Raw genomic sequence first — 17,542 nt, 5'->3', positions numbered from 1 at the left:
CACGCATTCGGGTTTGTCGATGCCTGATCGACCATGAGTGATGGACGTCGGCGCGTCAAGTCCTTCCCGGCCCGTAGGTCGCGGACAGCGCGAAGCGGGCCCGCCCACTCGGTGAGGACGGGCGGGCAGAGGTGCGTGTCGATGTTGCCGGGGTGGTTGCGGGTGTGCTGGAATGGCTCGGCCGCAGCGCGGGGGCAACCGCGCTGGGAACGGTCAGCACGGGAGCCCAGTGCAGGCAACCCCGCCTCGTCCGCGGGCGTACGCCGCACCGCCGGGCCATCTCCACGACGACGGGTAGTTACCCGACGTACGCGCGTCGCGCCACGACCTCTGACACCGGAATGTCCGATGCGCCAGGTCGGCGCACCCGGCCGGCGACGAGGCAGGCGGCGATCGCCATGTTCGGGAGAGCCGTTCCCGCCCCTGGCCGCTGAGGTGGGGGCCCAATGTCACGAAGGATGACCATGCGCCGTTACCTCGCGGTGTTCACCGCAGCCCTGATCCTCGGCACAACCGCCGGTAGTGTTCCGGCGAGCGCGTCGGGCGCCTCCCAGCGCTCGTGCGCCACCCGTGGCCTGCTCTTCTGTGAAGACTTCGAGCGGCTCCCGCCGGGCGGTGCCAGCACGTTGGACTGGGGCGTCGACACCCGCAACGGCACGCTCACCGTGGAGCGTGGCCGGCGCGGCAACCAGGTTCTGCACGTCCGCACCGTCGACAACGGGCGCGCCTTCCTGCGCGTCGACGACTTCGCCGCACCCGGTAACCGCTTCTACGGGCGGATGCGGCTGCGCGTCGACGCCTTCCCCACCGCCCCCGACTGGGCGCACTTCACGCTGGTGGAGGCGACCGGCGCGGGCAGTTCGGAGGTCGTCCGTCCGGTCGGCGGCCAGTACGCGCCCACGGTGCCGGGGATCTTCTGGGGTGTGGGTGCCGACGGCGGCCCGACCGGGGACTGGACCAACTGGCGTGAGTCCGCCCCGGTCACCGAGGACACCTGGCAGTGCTTCGAGTGGAAACTCGACCCGACGGACAACCGCGTCGCCGTGTGGATCGACGGCGTGGCGAACCCGGAACTGACCGCCTCCACGACCGAGCACGGGGGCAACGACGTGCCCTTCGTCCTGCCGACGGTCAACACCGTGAAGATCGGCTGGCAGCTCTACCAGGGCGGGACCACGCCGGGCCAGTTCGACCTGTGGATCGACGACATCGCCCTCTCGACCAAACGTCTCGGCTGCTGACGTCGATCGCCACGACTCACCGCTGGCAACAACCGGCCGCCGCCCCGGGTGTCGACGACGCCCGGGGTGGTTCCCGGTCTCGGGGGGACAGAATCTCCGACGACCGAGCCGTCCTGTCCATCGTCTGTTCCCCGGTGTTCAACGCCATGTCGATGTGAATCGATAGTGTGCGTCGCTGGTCGCCATCGACGGCGGCTCGGGCGAAGGAGAGTCGATGCGCAAGACAACAGCCTGGTCCATCCGCGCCCTGGGTGCTGTCGCGAGCGCGGTGACACTGGTGGCGGCCCTGCTGCCAGCCACACCGGCGGCCGCCGCGAACGTGGCCTTCAAGGCGGCGACGCTGAACATCTACAACGGGCTGAGCCAGGCGGACTTCGTCCACGACCTGAACCTGATCGCGTCCACGGCGGATGTCGTCGGCCTCAACGAGGTCGGCAACCGCAAGGCCTTCCTGGAGAGCTGGGCCGCGAACAACGGCTGGTGGCTGTACGCGCCGGGCCGGACCAACCAGGCCGGAGAGGCGCTGATCGCCAAGAAGAGCATGTTCGACGTACTCGACAAGGGTTCGGTCTTCGTCTGTGACACCAACGGTCCGGGTGAGGTGCCGCCCGCGCGGTACAACAACTGGGTCAGGTACCGGCACAAGGCCACTGGTCGCGCCGTGACGCACATCAACGCCCACGCGGTCGCCGGCATCGAATCCGCCGGCCGACCGGAGGACCTGCCCCGCACCAGGTGCGCCGAGGCGCAGTTCCAGAACCTCAAGGACCTGGCGGTCGCCAAGCAGGCCGAGGGCCAGGTCATCGTCAGCGGCGACCTCAACGTCGACTTCAGCGCCGACCGGAGCTACGGGTACGCGAAGTTCCCGTGGCAGGTCTTCGAGGCCAACGAGCTGCCGAACCTGCGCTCCAACTACAACCTCCACGGCGAGAAGGGCACCGGGACGCACGGCAACCGGCACATCGACTACGTCTATTTCTGGAAGCGGCTGCCGGACCATCAGCTCATGTGGATGACCGGCTACGACATCGTCGGCGGCACGAAGTCCGACCACAACGGCGTCGTCGCGACGTTCTCGATCCAGAACTGACTCGCTCACCGTCCCGCTGGCTCCGAGCCCCGCTCCCGCCTGGAGCGGGGCTGACGGGTCCCGGGCATTGGCATTGCGGCGAGCGCCGCCCTATGGTGGAGGGCATGCCGCCGGTGACTCTCCGCTCGCCTGCCGTCACTGAGGTGGCGGCATTCGGTGCTGCCCGGATGGCGACGGCGGCCCGCCTGACGGCCGACCTGCGGGTGCCGGTCGTCCGCGCGTCTCACACCGCGCCCACACACCGGCTGTCCAGCCCGGTGCGAACCGGCCGAGACCCTCCCGCGGAATCGTTGCATCCCAGAACGACCGCCAGGGCGAAGCCATCAGAGCTTCGGCCTTTTTCTTTTTTTGCACCCCTTTTCGGAAAGGTAGGCCATGAGCCTCGATCATCGAACTGTCGACCAGGGTTGGCTGGCTGATCTGCGAGCGTCCCTGGCGGACGATTTCGCCACACAGACGGCCCGGCTCCGGGAACTGACCGAGCTCAACGCGGACACCGGCGACCCGGGCGAGGCCCACAACCAAGCCGCGCTGCTGGCGGCCGCCCGCCGCAACATCGAGCAGATCACCGGTGCGCTGGGCCGGATCAGCGACGGCACCTACGGCCTCTGCGAGAAGTGCCGCAAGAGCATCCCGGCCGAGCGGCTCGAAGTGCTTCCGCATGCTCGCTTCTGCGTGCCGTGCCAGGAGAAGCAGAACAAGTGACGCGTCGTGTGGCTGCCGGGCCCTGAGCGCGGCAGCCACACACCTGCGGCCGGCCGAGGCCGGTGAAGACGAACGCCGGGCTTTTCACCCAGTGAAAGCTCCGGTCCCCACCGCCGACGGCGCACGGGATGATTCGGCTCCATCGACGTTCGTCTGCGTGGAGGTCCGGTCGCATGGCATTCGCTCGTAACCAGTGGTATGTGGCGGCCTACGGCAGTGAGGTCGGGCGGGACCTGCTCGCCCGCACGGTGCTCGGAGAGCCGCTGGTGCTGTACCGCACCGGTGCCGGACTGGCCGTGGCTCTCGCCGACAGGTGCGTGCACCGGCGCTACCCGCTGTCGGAGAGTCGGCTCGACGGCGACACGATCGTCTGCGGTTACCACGGCTTCACCTACGACCCGACCGGCGCGTGTGTCTTCGTACCCGGTCAGCAGCGCATCCCGCGCACCGCACGTGTCCTCTCCTTCCCGGTGGTGGAACAGGACTCCTTCGTCTGGGTCTGGATCGGCGACCTGGACCGGGCCGATCCGGCAGCGATTCCCCGCGCGCCGTGGCTGGCGGACCCTCGGTACGCCGTGGTGCGGGGCATGGCCCCGTTGAACGCGCGGTACGGCCTGCTGGTGGACAACCTGTTGGACCTGTCCCACGAGACGTACCTGCACGGTGGCTACATCGGCACGCCGGAGGTGGCGAACACCCCGATCACCACCACTGTGGACGAGGACCGGGGCGTCGTCCACGTCAGCCGGCACATGGACGACGCCGCCTGCCCGCCGTTCTACGCCCGCTCGACCGGGATCCAGGGCCGGATCACCCGGTGGCAGGACATCGAGTACCACCCGCCCTGCCTGTACCTCCTGCACAGCCGGATCGCTCCGCAGGGCGTCTACCCGCCGGCCGAGGGCGAGGACAACGAGGCCTTCCACGCCGAGATCGTGTACGCGATCACCCCGTCGACCGAGCACACCACCTACGACTTCTGGGCCGTGGCGCGCGACTTCGCGATCGACGACGAGTCGGTCAGCGAGTACCTGCACGACAGCAACCACACAGTGGTCATGCAGGACGTGCGGGCGCTCGACATCCTGGAGAAGGTGATCGCCGCCGAGCCGGACCGGTACCAGGAGTTGAGCATCAACATCGACACCGGAGGCCTGGCCGCCCGGCGGATGCTGGCCCGACTGGTGGAGTCGGGGACGGTGGGAGCGCCGCAATGAGTTCCCACGCCGGGGAGCGGATCTACCGGGTCCACTGGTTGCCGGGCACCGACATCCTGCGGGGGAGCTGTCACTGCGGCGCCGAGCGCCTCGCCGAGGAGCCGATCGAGCTGTGGGAGTGGCTGCTGGGCCACCCGCAGGGCCACCAGGCCGCAGCCGTGCCGGCACCCGACCCGCCGACCCGGTTGGCGATGCCAGCGTGACGATGGACGAGTTGGCCGGTGTGGAGCTGGTGGTCACGCGCCGCGACCAGGTGGCGACGGAGGTCGTCGCGATCAGTCTGGGCCGGCCGGATGGTGCCGACCTGCCCGACTGGACACCGGGCGCGCACATCGACCTGGAGCTGGGGGCGGGCCTGACCCGCCAGTACTCACTCTGCGGCGACCCGGCGGACCGGTCGGTCCTGCGAATCGCCGTGCAACGGGAACCGGACGGGCGCGGCGGCTCCCGGCTGGCGCACGAGCGGCTCACCGTCGGCGCGACCGTCCGAGTGCGCGGGCCCCGCAACACCTTCCGGCTGGTCGCGGCCCGGCGATACCTCTTCGTCGCCGGCGGCATCGGCATCACCCCCATCGCACCGATGGTCGCCGCCGCCGACGCCGCGGGCGCCGACTGGCAGCTGGTGTACGGGGGACGCAGCCGCGCCACCATGGCCTTCGCCACCACCCTGCGGGAGAGGTACGGCGACCGGGTGAACCTGTGTCCGCAGGACGAGACCGGGCTGCTCGACCTGGCCGGGTTGCTGGGTCGGCCGGACGACCGGTTGGTCTACTGCTGCGGCCCGGAACCACTGCTGAAGGCGGTCGAGGAGCGGTGCCTCGGCTGGCCGCCCGGTCGGCTGCACGTCGAACGTTTCACCCCGCTGGCCACCACCGGCGGGGAGGAGACGACGATCGAGGTCGAGCTGGTGCTCTCCAGGAAGACGGTCACCGTGCCGCCGGGCACACCGATCCTGCAGGCGGTGGAGGAGGCCGGCGTGTCTGTCCTCTCGTCCTGCCGGGAGGGCACCTGCGGCACCTGTGAGACACCGGTGCTCGACGGTGTGCCGGATCATCGCGACAGCCTGCTCACCGCTCAGGAGCGGGCCGCCGGGGACATGATGATGATCTGTGTGTCCCGGGCCCGTACGCCCCGACTCGTGCTGGAGCTGTGACCTGCCGGCGCGGGCGGGGATGATGGCGAGGTGCGCGCACAACCGGGACGGTCGGTGACGAGCAAGGTGCTGGCCCTGCTCGACGCGTTCAGCCCGGCCACTCCGGCGTTGACCCTGAGCGAGCTGGCCCGCCGCTCCGGTCTGCCGGTGCCCACTGTGCACAGACGTGCCGCGGAGCTGGTCGCGTGGGGCGCCCTGGAGCGCGGCGACGACGGGCGGTACCGGATCGGCCTGCGGTTGTGGGAGGTGGGTTCCCTCGCGCCACGAGGTCTGGGGCTGCGCGAACTCGCCCTGCCGGTCATGGAGGACCTGTACGAGGTGACCCACGAGAACGTCCAACTCGCCGTCCGGCAGGACCTCGAACTCGTCTTCATCGAACGGATCTCCGGGCGGCACGCGGTGCCCGTGCTCACCCGGGTGGGCGGCCGCTTCGCGTTGCACGCCACCGGAGTCGGGTTGGTCCTGCTCGCCCACGCCCCTGTCGAGGTGCAGGAGCAGGTGCTGGCCGCGCCCTTGGAGCGGTACACCGACATGACCATCACCGACCCGAGGCGGCTACGCCGCTGCCTCGCCGAGGTGCGCCGGGTCGGGTACGCGGTCAGCGACCGTCAGGTCACGATGGACGCTCTCTCGGTGGCCGCGCCGATCCGCGTACCGGAGGGTGTGGCGGCGGCGATCTCGCTGGTGGTCGCGCACGACCGGGCGGACCCGGTGGCGCTGGCCCCGCTGGTGCGGGCGGCGGGCCGAGCGCTCTCCCGGGCGCTGGGAAAGACTGCAGATCGTTGACGCCCGATCAAATTCTGCATTACGTTGCCGGTGCGCGTAGTACCCGGAGGGCCACCATCGACGACAGGGAGCGCTCATGTCACTGGACGGCAAAGTCGCCATCGTCACCGGGGCCGCACGGGGCCTGGGCCTCGCCTACGCGCGGGAGCTGGCGCGGCGCGGTGCCGCAGTCGTGGTTAACGACGTCGACGCCGAGGCCACGGCCGACGCCGTGACAGGGATCCAGGCGTCCGGCGGCAGGGCCGTCGCCGTGGTCGCGCCGGTCGGTCCGACCGAGACCGCGAAGGAACTCGTCAGCACGGCGGTCGAGCACTTCGGGCGGCTGGACATCCTCGTCACCAACGCCGGCGTCCTCCGCGACACAGTGCTGTGGAAGATGAGCGACGACGACTTCGACACCGTCGTCAACGTGCACCTGCGCGGCACGTTCACCACAGTGCGCGAGGCGGTGCAGCACATGCGGCAGGCCGGCGAGGGCGGGCGGATCATCTGCGTCGGGTCACCCACCGGGCAGCGGGGCACCTTCGGCCAGACCAACTACGCGGCGGCCAAAGCGGGCATCGTCGGCATGGTCCGCACCTGGGCGCTGGAGCTCAAGCGGGCCGGTATCACCGCCAACACCGTCGTCCCGGTCGCCGCGACCGCGATGACCGCCACCGTCCCCTACTTCGCGGCGGCGGTACGCGCCGAGGCGAACGGCGAGCCGATGCCCGCGTTCTTCCGACACGACCTGGGGTTCGGCACGGCGGACGACGTCGCCGGGCTCGTCGCGTTCCTCGGCTCCGACGCGGCGGCCTCGGTGACCGGCCAGGTGATCGGGGTCGGCGGGGACCGCCTGCAGATCTGGACCCACCCGGAGGCGGCGGTGACCGCGCACCGCGAGGGCGGCTGGACGTACGACGCGCTCGTGGACGCCTGGCCGACGACGTTCGCCGACGCCGAGCAGAGCGTCGGCGAACGCTTCCCGAAACTCCCCGAGGAGTTCGAGCCCGCGACGTCCTGACCCGCCCGACGAAGGTTGGCCCCATGTACCAGCCCGCGATCGACCTCGACACCGTCACGGCGATCGACATGCACGTACATATCGAGGTCGACGACCACGGTCATGCCTCACTGCCCGAACCTCTCGTGGCGGCGGCGTCGGCGTACTTCCGGACGGACGGCCCACGGCCGGCGGTCGGCGCGGTGGCCCGGTACTACCGCGAGCGGAGCATGGCGGCAGTCGTCTTCACCGTCGACGCGCGTACCCAACTGAAGCACCAGCCACTGTCGAGCGCCGACATCGCCCGCGCGGCGGCCGAGCACGCCGACGTGCTCATCCCGTTCGGGTCGGTCGACCCGCGTACGGGGGAGGCCGCCCTCGACCTCGCCACCCGACTGATCGAGGAGGACGGCGTACGCGGCTTCAAGTTCCACCCCACAGTGCAGGGCTTCGACCCCAGCCACGACGAGTACGCGCCGCTGTGGGGTCTCCTCGAGCGGGCCGGCGTCCCGGCGCTCTTTCACACCGGGCAGACCGGCATCGGCGCGGGCACCCCGGGCGGCTACGGTCTGCGGCTCGGCCTGTCGAATCCGATCCTGCTCGACCCGATCGCCGCCGACTTCCCCGACCTGCAGATCATCATGGCCCACCCGTCGGTGCCCTGGCAGGACGAGGCGTTGTCGGTGGCCACGCACAAGCACAACACCTGGATCGACCTGTCCGGCTGGAGCCCGAAGTACTTCCCGGCCGAGTTGGTGCGCTACGCCAACTCGGTGCTGAAGCGGCGGGTGCTCTTCGGCACCGACTACCCCCTGCTCACCCCCGACCGGTGGCTGCGCGACGTGCAAGCGACCGATCTCAAGCCGGACGTGCTCCCGGGCATCCTCAAGGACAACGCGGCCCGACTGCTGGGCCTCGCCGGGTGACGACGAGAGGAAGCGCCATGACGACGACCATCACCTACGAGCGGCTGGGCGACCTCGCCGGCACCGATCTCGGTCACACCGAGTACCGCACGGTCACCCAGGACCAGGTCGACCTGTTCGCGGACGCGACGGACGACCACCAGTGGATCCACGTCGACCCCGAACGGGCGAGGACCGGGCCGTTCGGCGCGCCGATCGCGCACGGCTTTCTCACCCTCTCCCTGGCCGTTCCCTTCTGGACCGAGCTGCTCGAGGTCAAGGGCGTGACCACGAAGGTCAACTATGGCCTCGACAAGGTGCGTTTCCCCGCGCCGGTCGTGGTCGGGGCGCGGGTACGCATGCGGGCCACCGTCGTCGAGGTCGTCGAGGTCCGCGGTGGCTACCAGATCGCCGTCGACCAGACGATCGAGATCGAGGGCGGCACCAAGCCCGCGGTCGTCGCGAGAGGGCTGTACCGCTTCTACGCCTGAGCGCCCGGGGCGTCCGCCGAGCCGGGTGAGCACACCACCTCCACCACCGGGAGACTGATGATGCACCAGCACGGAATCGGCGCCTGGTTGGTCAAGCGCCGGCTCAAGTCCCCGCACACTGTCGCCCTCATCCACGGCGACGGCTCGACCATGACGTACGGCCAGTTCGCCGACGCCACCGACCGGATCTCGGCGGTGCTGCGCGAGTGGGGCGTCGGTAGGGGTGACGCGGTTGCCTACCTGGGTGAGAACAGCCCCGAGTTCCTTCAGGTGATGTTCGCGGCGGCGCAGGTCGGGGCCGTCTTCGTGCCGGTCAACACCCGGCTCGCCGCGCCCGAGATCGCGTACGTGCTCGCGGACTGCGACGCCCGGGTGCTGATCCACGACCCGGACTTCGCGGTGCCGGTGGCGGCCGCCACGTCGACCGCCCGGACCCCGCACGTCCTCGTCACCGGCGAGGGCGCGGCGGACCGCCCCGGTCTGGCTCACCTGGCGCGGGCCGCCGCCGCGTTCACCGACCACGCCGACACCACCCACCGGGAACCGGCGGCGATCGTCTACACCTCGGGCACGACCGGTCGGCCCAAGGGCGCCGTGCTGACCCACGGCAACCTCACCTGGGTGGCGCTCAACTGTGTGGTCGACTACGACGTCGTCTCCACCGACGTCGCGCTCATGATCTCGCCGCTGTTCCACGTCGCCTCGCTCGGCATGGGCGCCCTGCCCGTCATCCTCAAGGGCGCCACGATGGTCATCGAGAAGGGCTTCGAGCCGGGCCGCGCGCTCGCGCAGATCGAACGGCACGGGGTCACCATGCTCAGCGGCGTGCCGACCACCTACCAGTTGATGGCCGACCATCCCGCCTGGGCGTCGACCGACCTGTCGACGCTGACGAAGCTCACCTGCGGAGGTTCGGCGGTGCCCGCCCGCATCCTCAACGCGTACGAGGCGCGGGGTCTGTCGTTCGCGCAGGGGTACGGCATGACCGAGGCGTCGCCGGGCGCGACCGCGCTGCCCGCGACGATGACCCGCGTCAAGCAGGGCAGTGTCGGTCTGCCGCACTTCTTCACCGACGTGCGGATCACCGACCCGACAGGAGCGGTGCTGCCCACCGGCGGTGTCGGCGAGATCGAGGTGGCCGGCCCCAACGTCTTCCCCGGCTACCACGGGCGCCCGGAGGCGACCGCCGAGGCGTTCACGGCCGACGGGTGGTTCCGCTCCGGCGACCTCGGCCACCTGGACGCCGACGGCTACCTCTACATCTCCGGCCGCCTCAAGGACATGATCATATCGGGGGGCGAGAACATCTACCCGCTCGAACTCGAACAGCTCCTCACCGAGATCGACGGGGTGACCTCGGCGGCGGTCATCGGCGTACCGGACGAGCGCTGGGGAGAGGTGCCGTGGGCGATCCTGACCGTACGGGAGGGGGCATCGGTGGACACCGACACCGTGCGGGCGTGCCTCGACGGCAGGATCGCGCGCTACAAGCTTCCGAAGAACGTCGTCATCGTGGACGAGTTGCCGCGGACGGCGTCGGGGAAGGTGCGGAAGGCTGATCTGCGGACCCGTTTCGGCGTCTAGCCGCGGGCCGGGCCGTGACGAGTGCCGCGAACTCCGCCGTGGACGCCCCGGCCAGCTTCTGGTGCATCCGGCGGTAGGTCTCCACCGATCTCGTGGCGGGCCATTCCGCGTCCATGAACTCGGCCGGCAGCCTCGGGTCGGCGCGCAGCAGCGCGAGCCAGTCCGCCACGAGCATCGTCCGTACGGTCAGCGCGCTGGACGCCATCGCCGCCGCGGACGGGTCGTCCCACACCTCGATGAAGGCGAGGTGCGCACGCCGGATCGCCTCGATGTCCCACGCGGCGCGGACGCTCTCGCCGATGGGGAACCCGGCGAGTTCGCGGGCGTGGAAGGCGACCACGGTGTTGGGCGCGAGGTCCTGGCGCAGGGGCTCCAGCGACCCGGCGAGGTCGACCTCGCCGGGCGCGAGCCAGAGCCCGTCCCGGATCGGCGCGAAGCCCTCCCAGGTGAGGGTCGAGCGCAGCCGGTGCCGCAGCATCCGCTGACCTTCCGGGATCGAGAAGGTGACGAGCGTCCAGCCGCTGCCCTGCGGGTCGAACGGCCGCGGCCCGCGAACGCGGTCCTTCGCCTCGCGCAGCACGGCGACGCCGTGCTCGGTCAGCGAGAACAGGGTCTCCCGGCCACTTCGGCTGCGGGCCAGGATGCCGCTGTGCACGAGACGGTCGAGGGTCGCCCGGGTGGCCGGCGCGGCGACGTCGGCACCCTCCAGCACGGTGATCAGGACGCTCGCCCGGATCGGCCCCGTGTCGCCGTCGACGACATGCTCGCCGAAGAAGGCGAGCAGCAACTGCTTCGGCTGACGACTACCCACAGCGGTTCCCTTCGGCGAATTCGTTGCCCTGGCCGCCGGTCACCGCGCGGGTTGCGGGGCCACAGCCTGCCCGCGTTTGGCCCGCTGGATCTGGTCGTAGACGTGCGTCCGCAGTTCCGTGAAACGGGGCAGGGCGCGGGTCGTGATCTGATCGCGCTCCGGCGGCAGGTCGATCGCGAGGTCCTCCTGGACCCAGGTCGGCGACGTGGACAATACTAGAACCCGCTGACCCAGATACACCGACTCGTCGATGTCGTGGGTGACGAAGACGATCGAGATGGTCCGGCTGGCGTGCAGCTCGCGGACCAGGTCCTCCAGGTCGGCCCGGGTCTGGGCGTCCACGGCCGCGAACGGTTCGTCCATGATCAGCACGTCTGGCTCGTAGGCGATAGCCCGCGCGATCGCCACGCGCTGCTGCATCCCCCCGGAGAGCTGCCACGGGTGGCTTCGCGCGGCGTGCGCGAGACCCACCGCCTCCAGGGCGTCGACGACCAGTTTGTTCCGGTCCGCGCGGGGGAGCTTCTTGTGCCGCAGCGGAAGCTCGACGTTCCCGCGCACGGTCAGCCAGGGGTAGAGGCTGCGACCGTACTCCTGGAACACGACGGCCATGGCGGGGCTCGGGCCGGTCACCGGCGCGCCGTCCATCTCGACCACGCCGCTGGTGGGTCGCAGCAGGCCGGCGAGGCACTTCAGCAGGGTGGTCTTGCCGCAGCCGGACGGCCCGACGATGCAGACGAGCTCACCGGCCCGCATCGTGAAGCTGATGTCCCCGATCGCCTCGACGTCGCCCGTCGCGGACTCGTAGACCTTCCGCAGGTGCTCGACCCGCAGCAGGGCGCTCCGATCAGGCACGGTTGACCTCCCTGATTCCGTGGTACCAGCGCAGGACGCGCCGTTCGACGAGACCGAAAGCTACGGCGAGGAAGACGCCGACGAGACCGAGCAGGAGGATGCCGCTCCACATCTCGGCGATCAGGTAGTTGCGCTGGAAGTAGGCGATCCGGTAACCGAGGCCGGAGGACGAGGCGAACATCTCGGAGATGACCATCAGGATCAGCGCTACCGAGAGGGCCTGACGGACGCCGGCCATGATCCGTGGGCTCGCGGCCGGGAGCACGAGGAACCAGAGCCGCTCCCACCAGGACACCCGGAACGATTGCGCCGTCTCCGTCATGACGCTGTCCGTGCCCCGGACACCCTCGATCGTGTTCAACAGGATCGGCCAGACCGCCCCGGAGACGATCACGACCACCTTCATGGTGTCCGTGATCCCGAGCAGGAGCATGGCCACCGGAATCAGCACCGGTGGCGGGATGGCCCGGAGGAACTCCAGCAGCGGTTCGAGGAGCTCACGCAGCCAGTGGGTCAGGCCGATCACGGTGCCGGCCGCGATGCCCAGCACGATCGACGCGGCCACACCGAGGCCGAGGCGGGCGAGACTCGGCAGCACGTCCTCGACGAACGCCGGGCCGACCCAGGTCTCCCGGAACGCCTCGGCGATCGTCAGCGGGTCGGGGAAGAACTGGCTCGTCGCTCTCGTCGCCACCAGAGCCCAGAGCACCAGGAGCAGCGTCGGCAGCCCCAGCGTGTGGAGGATGCTCGCCGCGATCCGGGTCCCGACGTTGCGGCTGCGCTGCGTGGTGGCGATCCGACCGGTGTACGCGGTCACCGCACCTCCTCTCCTCGTATCGACTGGTGCCAGTGCAGCACCCGACGCTCGACGAACCGGAAGACGAGGTTCACCGTGAGCCCGAGCAGACCGGTGACCACGACCAGCGCGTACAGGCCGGCGGCGTCTCCGGCGGAGCGGGACAGCTCGATCATGCGCCCGAGGCCGGGGTTGCCGATCACCATCTCCGCGGTGATGGCGAGGATGAGCGCGACCGCCGCCGCGAGCCGCAGGCCCGTCATGAGGTACGGCAGGGTGGTCGGCAGGACGAGGTGCGACAACTGCTCCCGCCGGGTCAGACCGAAACTGCGGGCGGTGTCCCGGGCCACCGCGTCGACGTCGGCGACGCCGTAGATCACCTGCACGAACACCTGCCAGAACGACGCGTAGATGATGATGACGAGAGCGGCCTGCATCTGGATGCCGAACAACAGCACGGCGAGCGGGATGAGGGCGACCGACGGGATCGGGCGCAGGAACTCGACGGCCGTGTGGGTCGCGCGCCGCAGGAACGGCACCAACCCGACGACGGTCCCGAGGACGACCGCGGCAAGCGTCGCCACCGTCAGACCGATCGCCCAGGACGTCATGGTGCTGCCCAGCCGCCGCCAGAACGCGAGGTCGACCAGCTGCTCGAACAGCCGGGCCAGCACGTCCGTCACGTACGGCAGGTACAGCGGGTTGACCAGACCCAGCGTCGGAATCAGCTGCCAGACGACGAGGAACCCGGTCAGGCCGACCACGCCCAGCATGGCCTTGCGTAACGCGCGCAGGCGTCGGGTGGAGAACACGCGCATGTCACTCCCGTCGTCACGCGGGCGGCGAGGCCCTCCCCGGTCCGGGGAGGGCGGGATCGCGCCGGCTACTTCTGCTGGATGAGACGGTCGAAGTTGGGTTGCTTGTCGAGCACCTTGTACTTCTGCGCGAGCTCGGCGAGCGTCTGCAGGCTGGACCTGTCGACCTCCCACCCGAAGGCCGGAAGCCGCACCGAGTCGGCCACCGGCGGGGGCAGCTGCAGGTTGTCCTTGATGGCCTGCCGCAGGGGTGCCACGTTCGCGGGGTCGTTGGCCCACTGCAACGTCTTCTTCATCGCCGCCGTGAAGTCCTCGACCAGCTTGGCGTCCTTCTCCGTGCGTTCCTTGGTGGTGATCGTGGTGAGGGTGGTCAGACCGGGCACCACCGCCTGGTAGGGCGCGACGACGAAGGTGTCCCCACGGGCCTTCAGCTGCGTGACGAACGGCTCCGGCACCCAGGCGGCGTCGATGTTGCCGGACTCCAGTTGGGCCGGGGCGTCCGGGAAGGCGACCTCGACGAACTTGATCGTCTTGGGATCGCCGCCGTCCTTCTCGACCGCCGCCATGATCGTCACGTCGCCGGCGGCGCCGAGGCTGTTGACCGCGACCCGCTTGCCCGCGAGGTCGGCCGGCCGCTTGATGCCGGACTTCGCCGAGGCCACCACCGCGTTGATGTCGTCGCCGTCGGCGTACGAGGAGGCGTAGTTGCCGATGATGACGACGCCGAGATCCCGCAGGTCGGCGCGGAACGGGCCGAAGGGCTGGCCGATCGCGAAGTCGATGTCGCCGTTCATCAGGGCGGGAATGGCCTGCGCGCCACCCTGGGCGGGCAGCACCTCGACCTGGAGCCCGCGTTCGGCGAAGTGCCCTGCCTTGATGCCGCCCCAGAGCGCGGCGGTCTCGGTGATGGGCAGCGCCGCGACCCGGACCTTGCGCAACTCGCCCGAGGTCTGTTCGGACGGCGTGGACGCGTCGGAGTCGGTACATCCGGTGAGGGCGATCGCGGTAGCGGCGATCAGCCCGAGAGCCATGACCTTCTTCATTGACGAGGCCCTTCCTGGGCGGGGGTGGTGGGTGCGTCGGAAGTCGGCGGATGCCTCGGATCTGCAGGTGAACTACCGCTGCGTGGGGGCGCACGCCGCTGTGGTGGCCATGGTCAGTCACCCCGGCATCGAAAGTCAATAATTTCTGACGCCCGTCATGAATAAGTTGAATAATGCATCGTGGCGTGGCGCGCTCAGACCTCGGGCAGACCCACGTAGTTCTCCGACAGGCTCCTGGCGTAGGCCTCCGAGGTGGCGACGTACCGCAACGTGGAGGTCTGCAACTGCGTCTCGTACGGGTCGTCGCGCTCCAGTCGGTGCAGCATCGACGTCATCCACCAGGAGAAGTGCTGGGCCCGCCAGACCCGGCGCAGGGCCGTCGCCGAGTAGGCGTCCAGCAGGTCGGCGTGCCCGTCGTCGTACCACGCGGCGAAGGCGTCCCCGAGCAGCGCGACGTCGGCGAGGGCCAGGTTCATGCCCTTCGCGCCGGTGGGCGGGACGATGTGCACGGCGTCGCCGGCCAGGAACAGCCGCTCCCACCGCATCGGCTCCACCACGAAGCTGCGCATTCCGGTGATGGACTTCTCCAGGATCGGCCCCTCGTTGAGCGACCACCCCGGCACCGTCTCCAACCGCGCCCGCAGCTCCGTCCAGATCCGCTCGTCCGGCCACTCGGCGATGTCCTCGTCCGGCGCGACCTGGAGATACAGCCGGGACAGCTCGGGGGAGCGCATGCTGTAGAGGGCGAAGCCGCGTTCGTGGTTGGCGTAGATGAGCTCCTCCACCGCGGGCGGGGCGGCGGCGAGGACCCCCAACCAGGCGAACGGGTACACGCGCTCGTAGGTGGTCAGCACCCCGTCGGGCACCGCGCCCCGGCTCACCCCGTGGAACCCGTCGCAGCCCGCTACGAAGTCGCAGTGCAGCTCCTCGTCGCGCCCGTCACGTCGAAAGTGGACGACCGGCGAGTCGCTGTCGAGACCGTCCAGTCGGACGACCTCGGCCTCGAAGAGGACCGAGCCGCCGGCGGCGAGCCGGGCGGCGATCAGGTCCTTGACCACCTCCTGCTGCCCGTAGACGGTGATCGCCCGGCCCGTCAGGTCGGTCATCGGCACCCGGTGCGACTCCCCGGCGAAGCGCAGCTCGATGCCCTCGTGCCGCAGCCCCTCCCGTCGTAGGCGGTCGCCGACACCGGAGCGGCAGAGCAGGTCGACCGAGCCCTGTTCGAGGACCCCGGCCCGCAGCCGATGCTCGACGTAGTCGCGGCTGCGGCTCTCCAACACCACGGACTCGATCCCGCGCAGGTGCAGCAGGTGCGCCAGCATGAGCCCCGCCGGCCCGGCGCCGACGATGCCGACCTGGGTACGCATTCCCGGCATCCTTCTCGCTCCCTCAGGTCAGAACGGGTACCGCGCGATGCTGCCCCGCACGGTGAGCCACTGGGTCTCGGTGAACGCCTCGACGTTCGCCGCGGGCCCGCCGAACCGGGAACCGGTGCCCGAGGCCCCGACCCCGCCGAACGGCGCCACCGCCTCGTCGCTGACCGTCTGGTCGTTGATGTGCACGATCCCGCTGGGGATCCGGTCGGCGAGGGCCATCGCCCTCATCACGTCCCGGCCGAGGATGCCCAGCGACAGGCCGTACTCGGTCTGCCGGGCCAACTCCACGGCCTCGTCCTGGTCGGCGAAGGTGGTCACCGGCGCGACCGGGCCGAACACCTCCTGGGCGTACGCCGGGGTCGTGGAGGTGACGTCGGCGAGGACCGTCGGTCGGTAGAACAGCCCCTCGTAGGTGCCTCCGGCCGCCAATCGGGCGCCCGCGTCGACGCTCGCCGTGACCAGTGCGTGGATCTTGTCGCGTTGGTGCTCGTCGATGATCGGCCCGAGCGCCACCTGCTCCTTCGCCGGGTCGCCGACCGGCAGGTGGTCCGCCTTCTCGGCCAACCGCTCCACGTACCGCTCGGCCAGGCTCTCGTGCACCAGATGCCGTCCGGTGGTCATGCAGATCTGACCCTGGTGCAGGAAGGAGCCCCACGCGCCGGCGGAGACCGCGAGGTCCAGGTCGGCGTCGTCGAGCACGATGAGCGCTGAGTTGCCACCGAGTTCGAGGTGCGCCCGCTTGAGGTGGCGTGCGGCCGCCTCGCCGACCTTGCGGCCGGCCGCTGTCGAACCGGTGAAGCTGACCACCCGCACGTTCGGGTCGGCCACCAGCGCCTCGCCGACCTCGGCCCCGCCCGGCAGGACGTGCAGCAGGCCGTCGGGCAGGCCGGCCTCCTCGAAGACCCGGGCGATCGAGACGCCACCGCAGACGGCCGTGCGCGGATCGGGTTTGAGCACCACGGCGTTGCCCAGCGCCAGGGCCGGGGCGACGGAACGGGTGGCCAGGATGAGCGGGAAGTTGAACGGCGCGATGACCCCGACGACGCCGACGGGTAACCGGCGGGCCAGGCTGAGCCGCTGTTGCGCGCTCGGGATGATCTCGCCGAGCGGGTGCGAGGCCAGCGCCGCCGCCTCGTAGCACTCCTGCGCCGCGGTGTCGGTCTCGACGCCGGCCTTGGGCGGGATGGATCCGGCCTCCCGCACGATCCAGTCGCCGATCTCGGCGGCGTGCTGTTCGAACAGCTGCCCGGCCCGACGGAGCACCGCGGCCCGCTCGGCGTAACCGGTGGCGGCCCAGGCGCGCTGCGCGGCACTGGCCCGGGCGCAGGCTCGCGTCACGTCGTCGGCGGTCGCCACGCCGACCTGGCCGATCTCCTCCCCGGTGGCGGGGGACCGCACGGCCGCCGTGCCGCCGGCCGGTTCCACCCAGCCGTCGCTGTGCAGCGTGCCGTGCCAGGTCGTGGCGTCCAGCAGTGTCATGGCTGTCCTCCTGGGAGCGTGGGGCCGGTGGGGGTGGTCCCGGGTGGTCGGGCGTGACGGGCGCTCACGAGTGGCCCGATGTGTTCGCTTACCGAACGGCCGTTCTCTGCATGAACGTTGGCACGTGGTCCGGCTCGCGTCAACGCATCGGTCAGCGTGACTTGGCGGCACTGTGGACGGCCGGACCAACCTGTCGTTGACGGATGTCGTCCCCCG

Annotated in this window: 18 protein-coding genes; 11 read left to right on the top strand and 7 right to left on the bottom strand. The window is 70.4% G+C overall.

The genetic code is table 11. The annotated features are described in order from the left end of the window. Positions 1-464: 464 nt before the first annotated feature. The 11 genes from ACWCO3_RS01570 to ACWCO3_RS01520 all read left to right on the top strand — a co-directional run bounded on the left by ACWCO3_RS01570 (position 465) and on the right by ACWCO3_RS01520 (position 10,154). The gene (locus ACWCO3_RS01570; protein WP_208745048.1) at positions 465-1,241 is read left to right on the top strand and encodes a hypothetical protein; all 777 of its coding nucleotides are present in this window, start codon (positions 465-467) and stop codon (positions 1,239-1,241) included. Between the two features lie 214 nt (positions 1,242-1,455). After that, positions 1,456-2,331 (top strand): endonuclease/exonuclease/phosphatase family protein, encoded by an 876-nt coding sequence (locus ACWCO3_RS01565; RefSeq protein ID WP_450007925.1) that lies wholly within the window; start codon positions 1,456-1,458, stop codon positions 2,329-2,331. A 375-nt stretch (positions 2,332-2,706) separates the two neighbouring features. Further along, a complete protein-coding gene (locus ACWCO3_RS01560; RefSeq protein WP_354887701.1) occupies positions 2,707-3,036 on the top strand; it encodes a TraR/DksA family transcriptional regulator in 330 nt (109 codons plus the stop codon). Positions 3,037-3,209: 173 nt separating this feature from the next. Continuing rightward, the gene (locus ACWCO3_RS01555) at positions 3,210-4,253 is read left to right on the top strand and encodes an aromatic ring-hydroxylating dioxygenase subunit alpha (RefSeq protein WP_450007922.1); all 1,044 of its coding nucleotides are present in this window, start codon (positions 3,210-3,212) and stop codon (positions 4,251-4,253) included. Beyond that, on the top strand, positions 4,250-4,456 hold the full coding sequence (locus ACWCO3_RS01550) for a hypothetical protein (RefSeq protein ID WP_145783224.1): 207 nt from the start codon (positions 4,250-4,252) through the stop codon (positions 4,454-4,456). Before ACWCO3_RS01555 ends, ACWCO3_RS01550 begins: the two co-directional genes overlap by 4 nt. A gap of 2 nt (positions 4,457-4,458) precedes the next feature. Next, entirely contained in the window at positions 4,459-5,406 is a 948-nt protein-coding gene (locus tag ACWCO3_RS01545; RefSeq protein ID WP_145785714.1) for a PDR/VanB family oxidoreductase, read from the top strand. Positions 5,407-5,436: 30 nt separating this feature from the next. Then, on the top strand, positions 5,437-6,192 hold the full coding sequence (locus tag ACWCO3_RS01540) for an IclR family transcriptional regulator (protein WP_450007919.1): 756 nt from the start codon (positions 5,437-5,439) through the stop codon (positions 6,190-6,192). A 76-nt stretch (positions 6,193-6,268) separates the two neighbouring features. After that, positions 6,269-7,195, top strand: a complete 927-nt coding sequence (locus ACWCO3_RS01535; protein WP_145783220.1) for an SDR family oxidoreductase — start codon at positions 6,269-6,271, stop codon at positions 7,193-7,195. Positions 7,196-7,218: 23 nt separating this feature from the next. Further along, positions 7,219-8,100, top strand: coding sequence for an amidohydrolase family protein (locus ACWCO3_RS01530; RefSeq protein WP_145783218.1), 882 nt, complete (start codon positions 7,219-7,221; stop codon positions 8,098-8,100). Positions 8,101-8,117: 17 nt separating this feature from the next. Further along, positions 8,118-8,570, top strand: a complete 453-nt coding sequence (locus ACWCO3_RS01525; RefSeq protein WP_358165448.1) for a MaoC family dehydratase — start codon at positions 8,118-8,120, stop codon at positions 8,568-8,570. Between the two features lie 60 nt (positions 8,571-8,630). Next, the gene (locus ACWCO3_RS01520; protein ID WP_357936974.1) at positions 8,631-10,154 is read left to right on the top strand and encodes an acyl-CoA synthetase; all 1,524 of its coding nucleotides are present in this window, start codon (positions 8,631-8,633) and stop codon (positions 10,152-10,154) included. Here the strand turns inward: ACWCO3_RS01520 and ACWCO3_RS01515 are convergent. From ACWCO3_RS01515 to ACWCO3_RS01485, 7 genes are all read right to left on the bottom strand, one after another. Further along, positions 10,078-10,965, bottom strand: a complete 888-nt coding sequence (locus ACWCO3_RS01515) for a PaaX family transcriptional regulator (protein WP_358074442.1) — start codon at positions 10,963-10,965, stop codon at positions 10,078-10,080. The two genes, ACWCO3_RS01520 and ACWCO3_RS01515, sit on opposite strands and share 77 nt — an antisense overlap. Positions 10,966-11,004: 39 nt before the next feature. Beyond that, the gene (locus ACWCO3_RS01510) at positions 11,005-11,817 is read right to left on the bottom strand and encodes an ABC transporter ATP-binding protein (protein WP_145783210.1); all 813 of its coding nucleotides are present in this window, start codon (positions 11,815-11,817) and stop codon (positions 11,005-11,007) included. Further along, positions 11,810-12,634 carry an ABC transporter permease gene (locus ACWCO3_RS01505; RefSeq protein ID WP_145783208.1) on the bottom strand — a complete coding sequence of 275 codons (825 nt, stop codon included), beginning with the start codon at positions 12,632-12,634 and terminating at the stop codon, positions 11,810-11,812. The genes ACWCO3_RS01510 and ACWCO3_RS01505 overlap by 8 nt, the downstream gene beginning before the upstream one ends. Then, positions 12,631-13,431 (bottom strand): ABC transporter permease, encoded by an 801-nt coding sequence (locus ACWCO3_RS01500; RefSeq protein ID WP_145783206.1) that lies wholly within the window; start codon positions 13,429-13,431, stop codon positions 12,631-12,633. The genes ACWCO3_RS01505 and ACWCO3_RS01500 overlap by 4 nt, the downstream gene beginning before the upstream one ends. Positions 13,432-13,496: 65 nt before the next feature. After that, a complete protein-coding gene (locus ACWCO3_RS01495; RefSeq protein ID WP_450007913.1) occupies positions 13,497-14,471 on the bottom strand; it encodes an ABC transporter substrate-binding protein in 975 nt (324 codons plus the stop codon). A 194-nt stretch (positions 14,472-14,665) separates the two neighbouring features. After that, on the bottom strand, positions 14,666-15,838 hold the full coding sequence (pobA, locus tag ACWCO3_RS01490) for a 4-hydroxybenzoate 3-monooxygenase (RefSeq protein ID WP_450007911.1): 1,173 nt from the start codon (positions 15,836-15,838) through the stop codon (positions 14,666-14,668). Positions 15,839-15,865: 27 nt separating this feature from the next. Then, complete coding sequence (locus ACWCO3_RS01485; RefSeq protein ID WP_450007909.1) at positions 15,866-17,326, bottom strand: benzaldehyde dehydrogenase; 1,461 nt, start codon at positions 17,324-17,326, stop codon at positions 15,866-15,868. Between the last annotated feature and the right edge of the window lie 216 nt (positions 17,327-17,542).

The organism is Micromonospora sp. NPDC002411 (genome assembly GCF_053592955.1).
The sequence above is the reverse complement of the archived record's forward strand: the minus strand, read 5'-3'. Positions and strand labels throughout refer to the sequence as shown.

Excerpts from the sequence above, each read along its gene's own strand:
- ACWCO3_RS01550 (WP_145783224.1), top strand. The coding sequence starts at position 4,250 with ATGAGTTCCCACGCCGGGGAGCGGATCTACCGGGTCCACTGGTTGCCG.
- ACWCO3_RS01500 (WP_145783206.1), bottom strand. The coding sequence starts at position 13,431 with ATGCGCGTGTTCTCCACCCGACGCCTGCGCGCGTTACGCAAGGCCATG.
- ACWCO3_RS01565 (WP_450007925.1), top strand. The coding sequence starts at position 1,456 with ATGCGCAAGACAACAGCCTGGTCCATCCGCGCCCTGGGTGCTGTCGCG.
- ACWCO3_RS01555 (WP_450007922.1), top strand. The coding sequence starts at position 3,210 with ATGGCATTCGCTCGTAACCAGTGGTATGTGGCGGCCTACGGCAGTGAG.
- ACWCO3_RS01545 (WP_145785714.1), top strand. The coding sequence starts at position 4,459 with ATGGACGAGTTGGCCGGTGTGGAGCTGGTGGTCACGCGCCGCGACCAG.
- ACWCO3_RS01570 (WP_208745048.1), top strand. The coding sequence starts at position 465 with ATGCGCCGTTACCTCGCGGTGTTCACCGCAGCCCTGATCCTCGGCACA.
- ACWCO3_RS01495 (WP_450007913.1), bottom strand. The coding sequence starts at position 14,471 with ATGAAGAAGGTCATGGCTCTCGGGCTGATCGCCGCTACCGCGATCGCC.
- ACWCO3_RS01530 (WP_145783218.1), top strand. The coding sequence starts at position 7,219 with ATGTACCAGCCCGCGATCGACCTCGACACCGTCACGGCGATCGACATG.
- ACWCO3_RS01485 (WP_450007909.1), bottom strand. The coding sequence starts at position 17,326 with ATGACACTGCTGGACGCCACGACCTGGCACGGCACGCTGCACAGCGAC.
- pobA (WP_450007911.1), bottom strand. The coding sequence starts at position 15,838 with ATGCGTACCCAGGTCGGCATCGTCGGCGCCGGGCCGGCGGGGCTCATG.
- ACWCO3_RS01535 (WP_145783220.1), top strand. The coding sequence starts at position 6,269 with ATGTCACTGGACGGCAAAGTCGCCATCGTCACCGGGGCCGCACGGGGC.
- ACWCO3_RS01525 (WP_358165448.1), top strand. The coding sequence starts at position 8,118 with ATGACGACGACCATCACCTACGAGCGGCTGGGCGACCTCGCCGGCACC.
- ACWCO3_RS01560 (WP_354887701.1), top strand. The coding sequence starts at position 2,707 with ATGAGCCTCGATCATCGAACTGTCGACCAGGGTTGGCTGGCTGATCTG.
- ACWCO3_RS01520 (WP_357936974.1), top strand. The coding sequence starts at position 8,631 with ATGCACCAGCACGGAATCGGCGCCTGGTTGGTCAAGCGCCGGCTCAAG.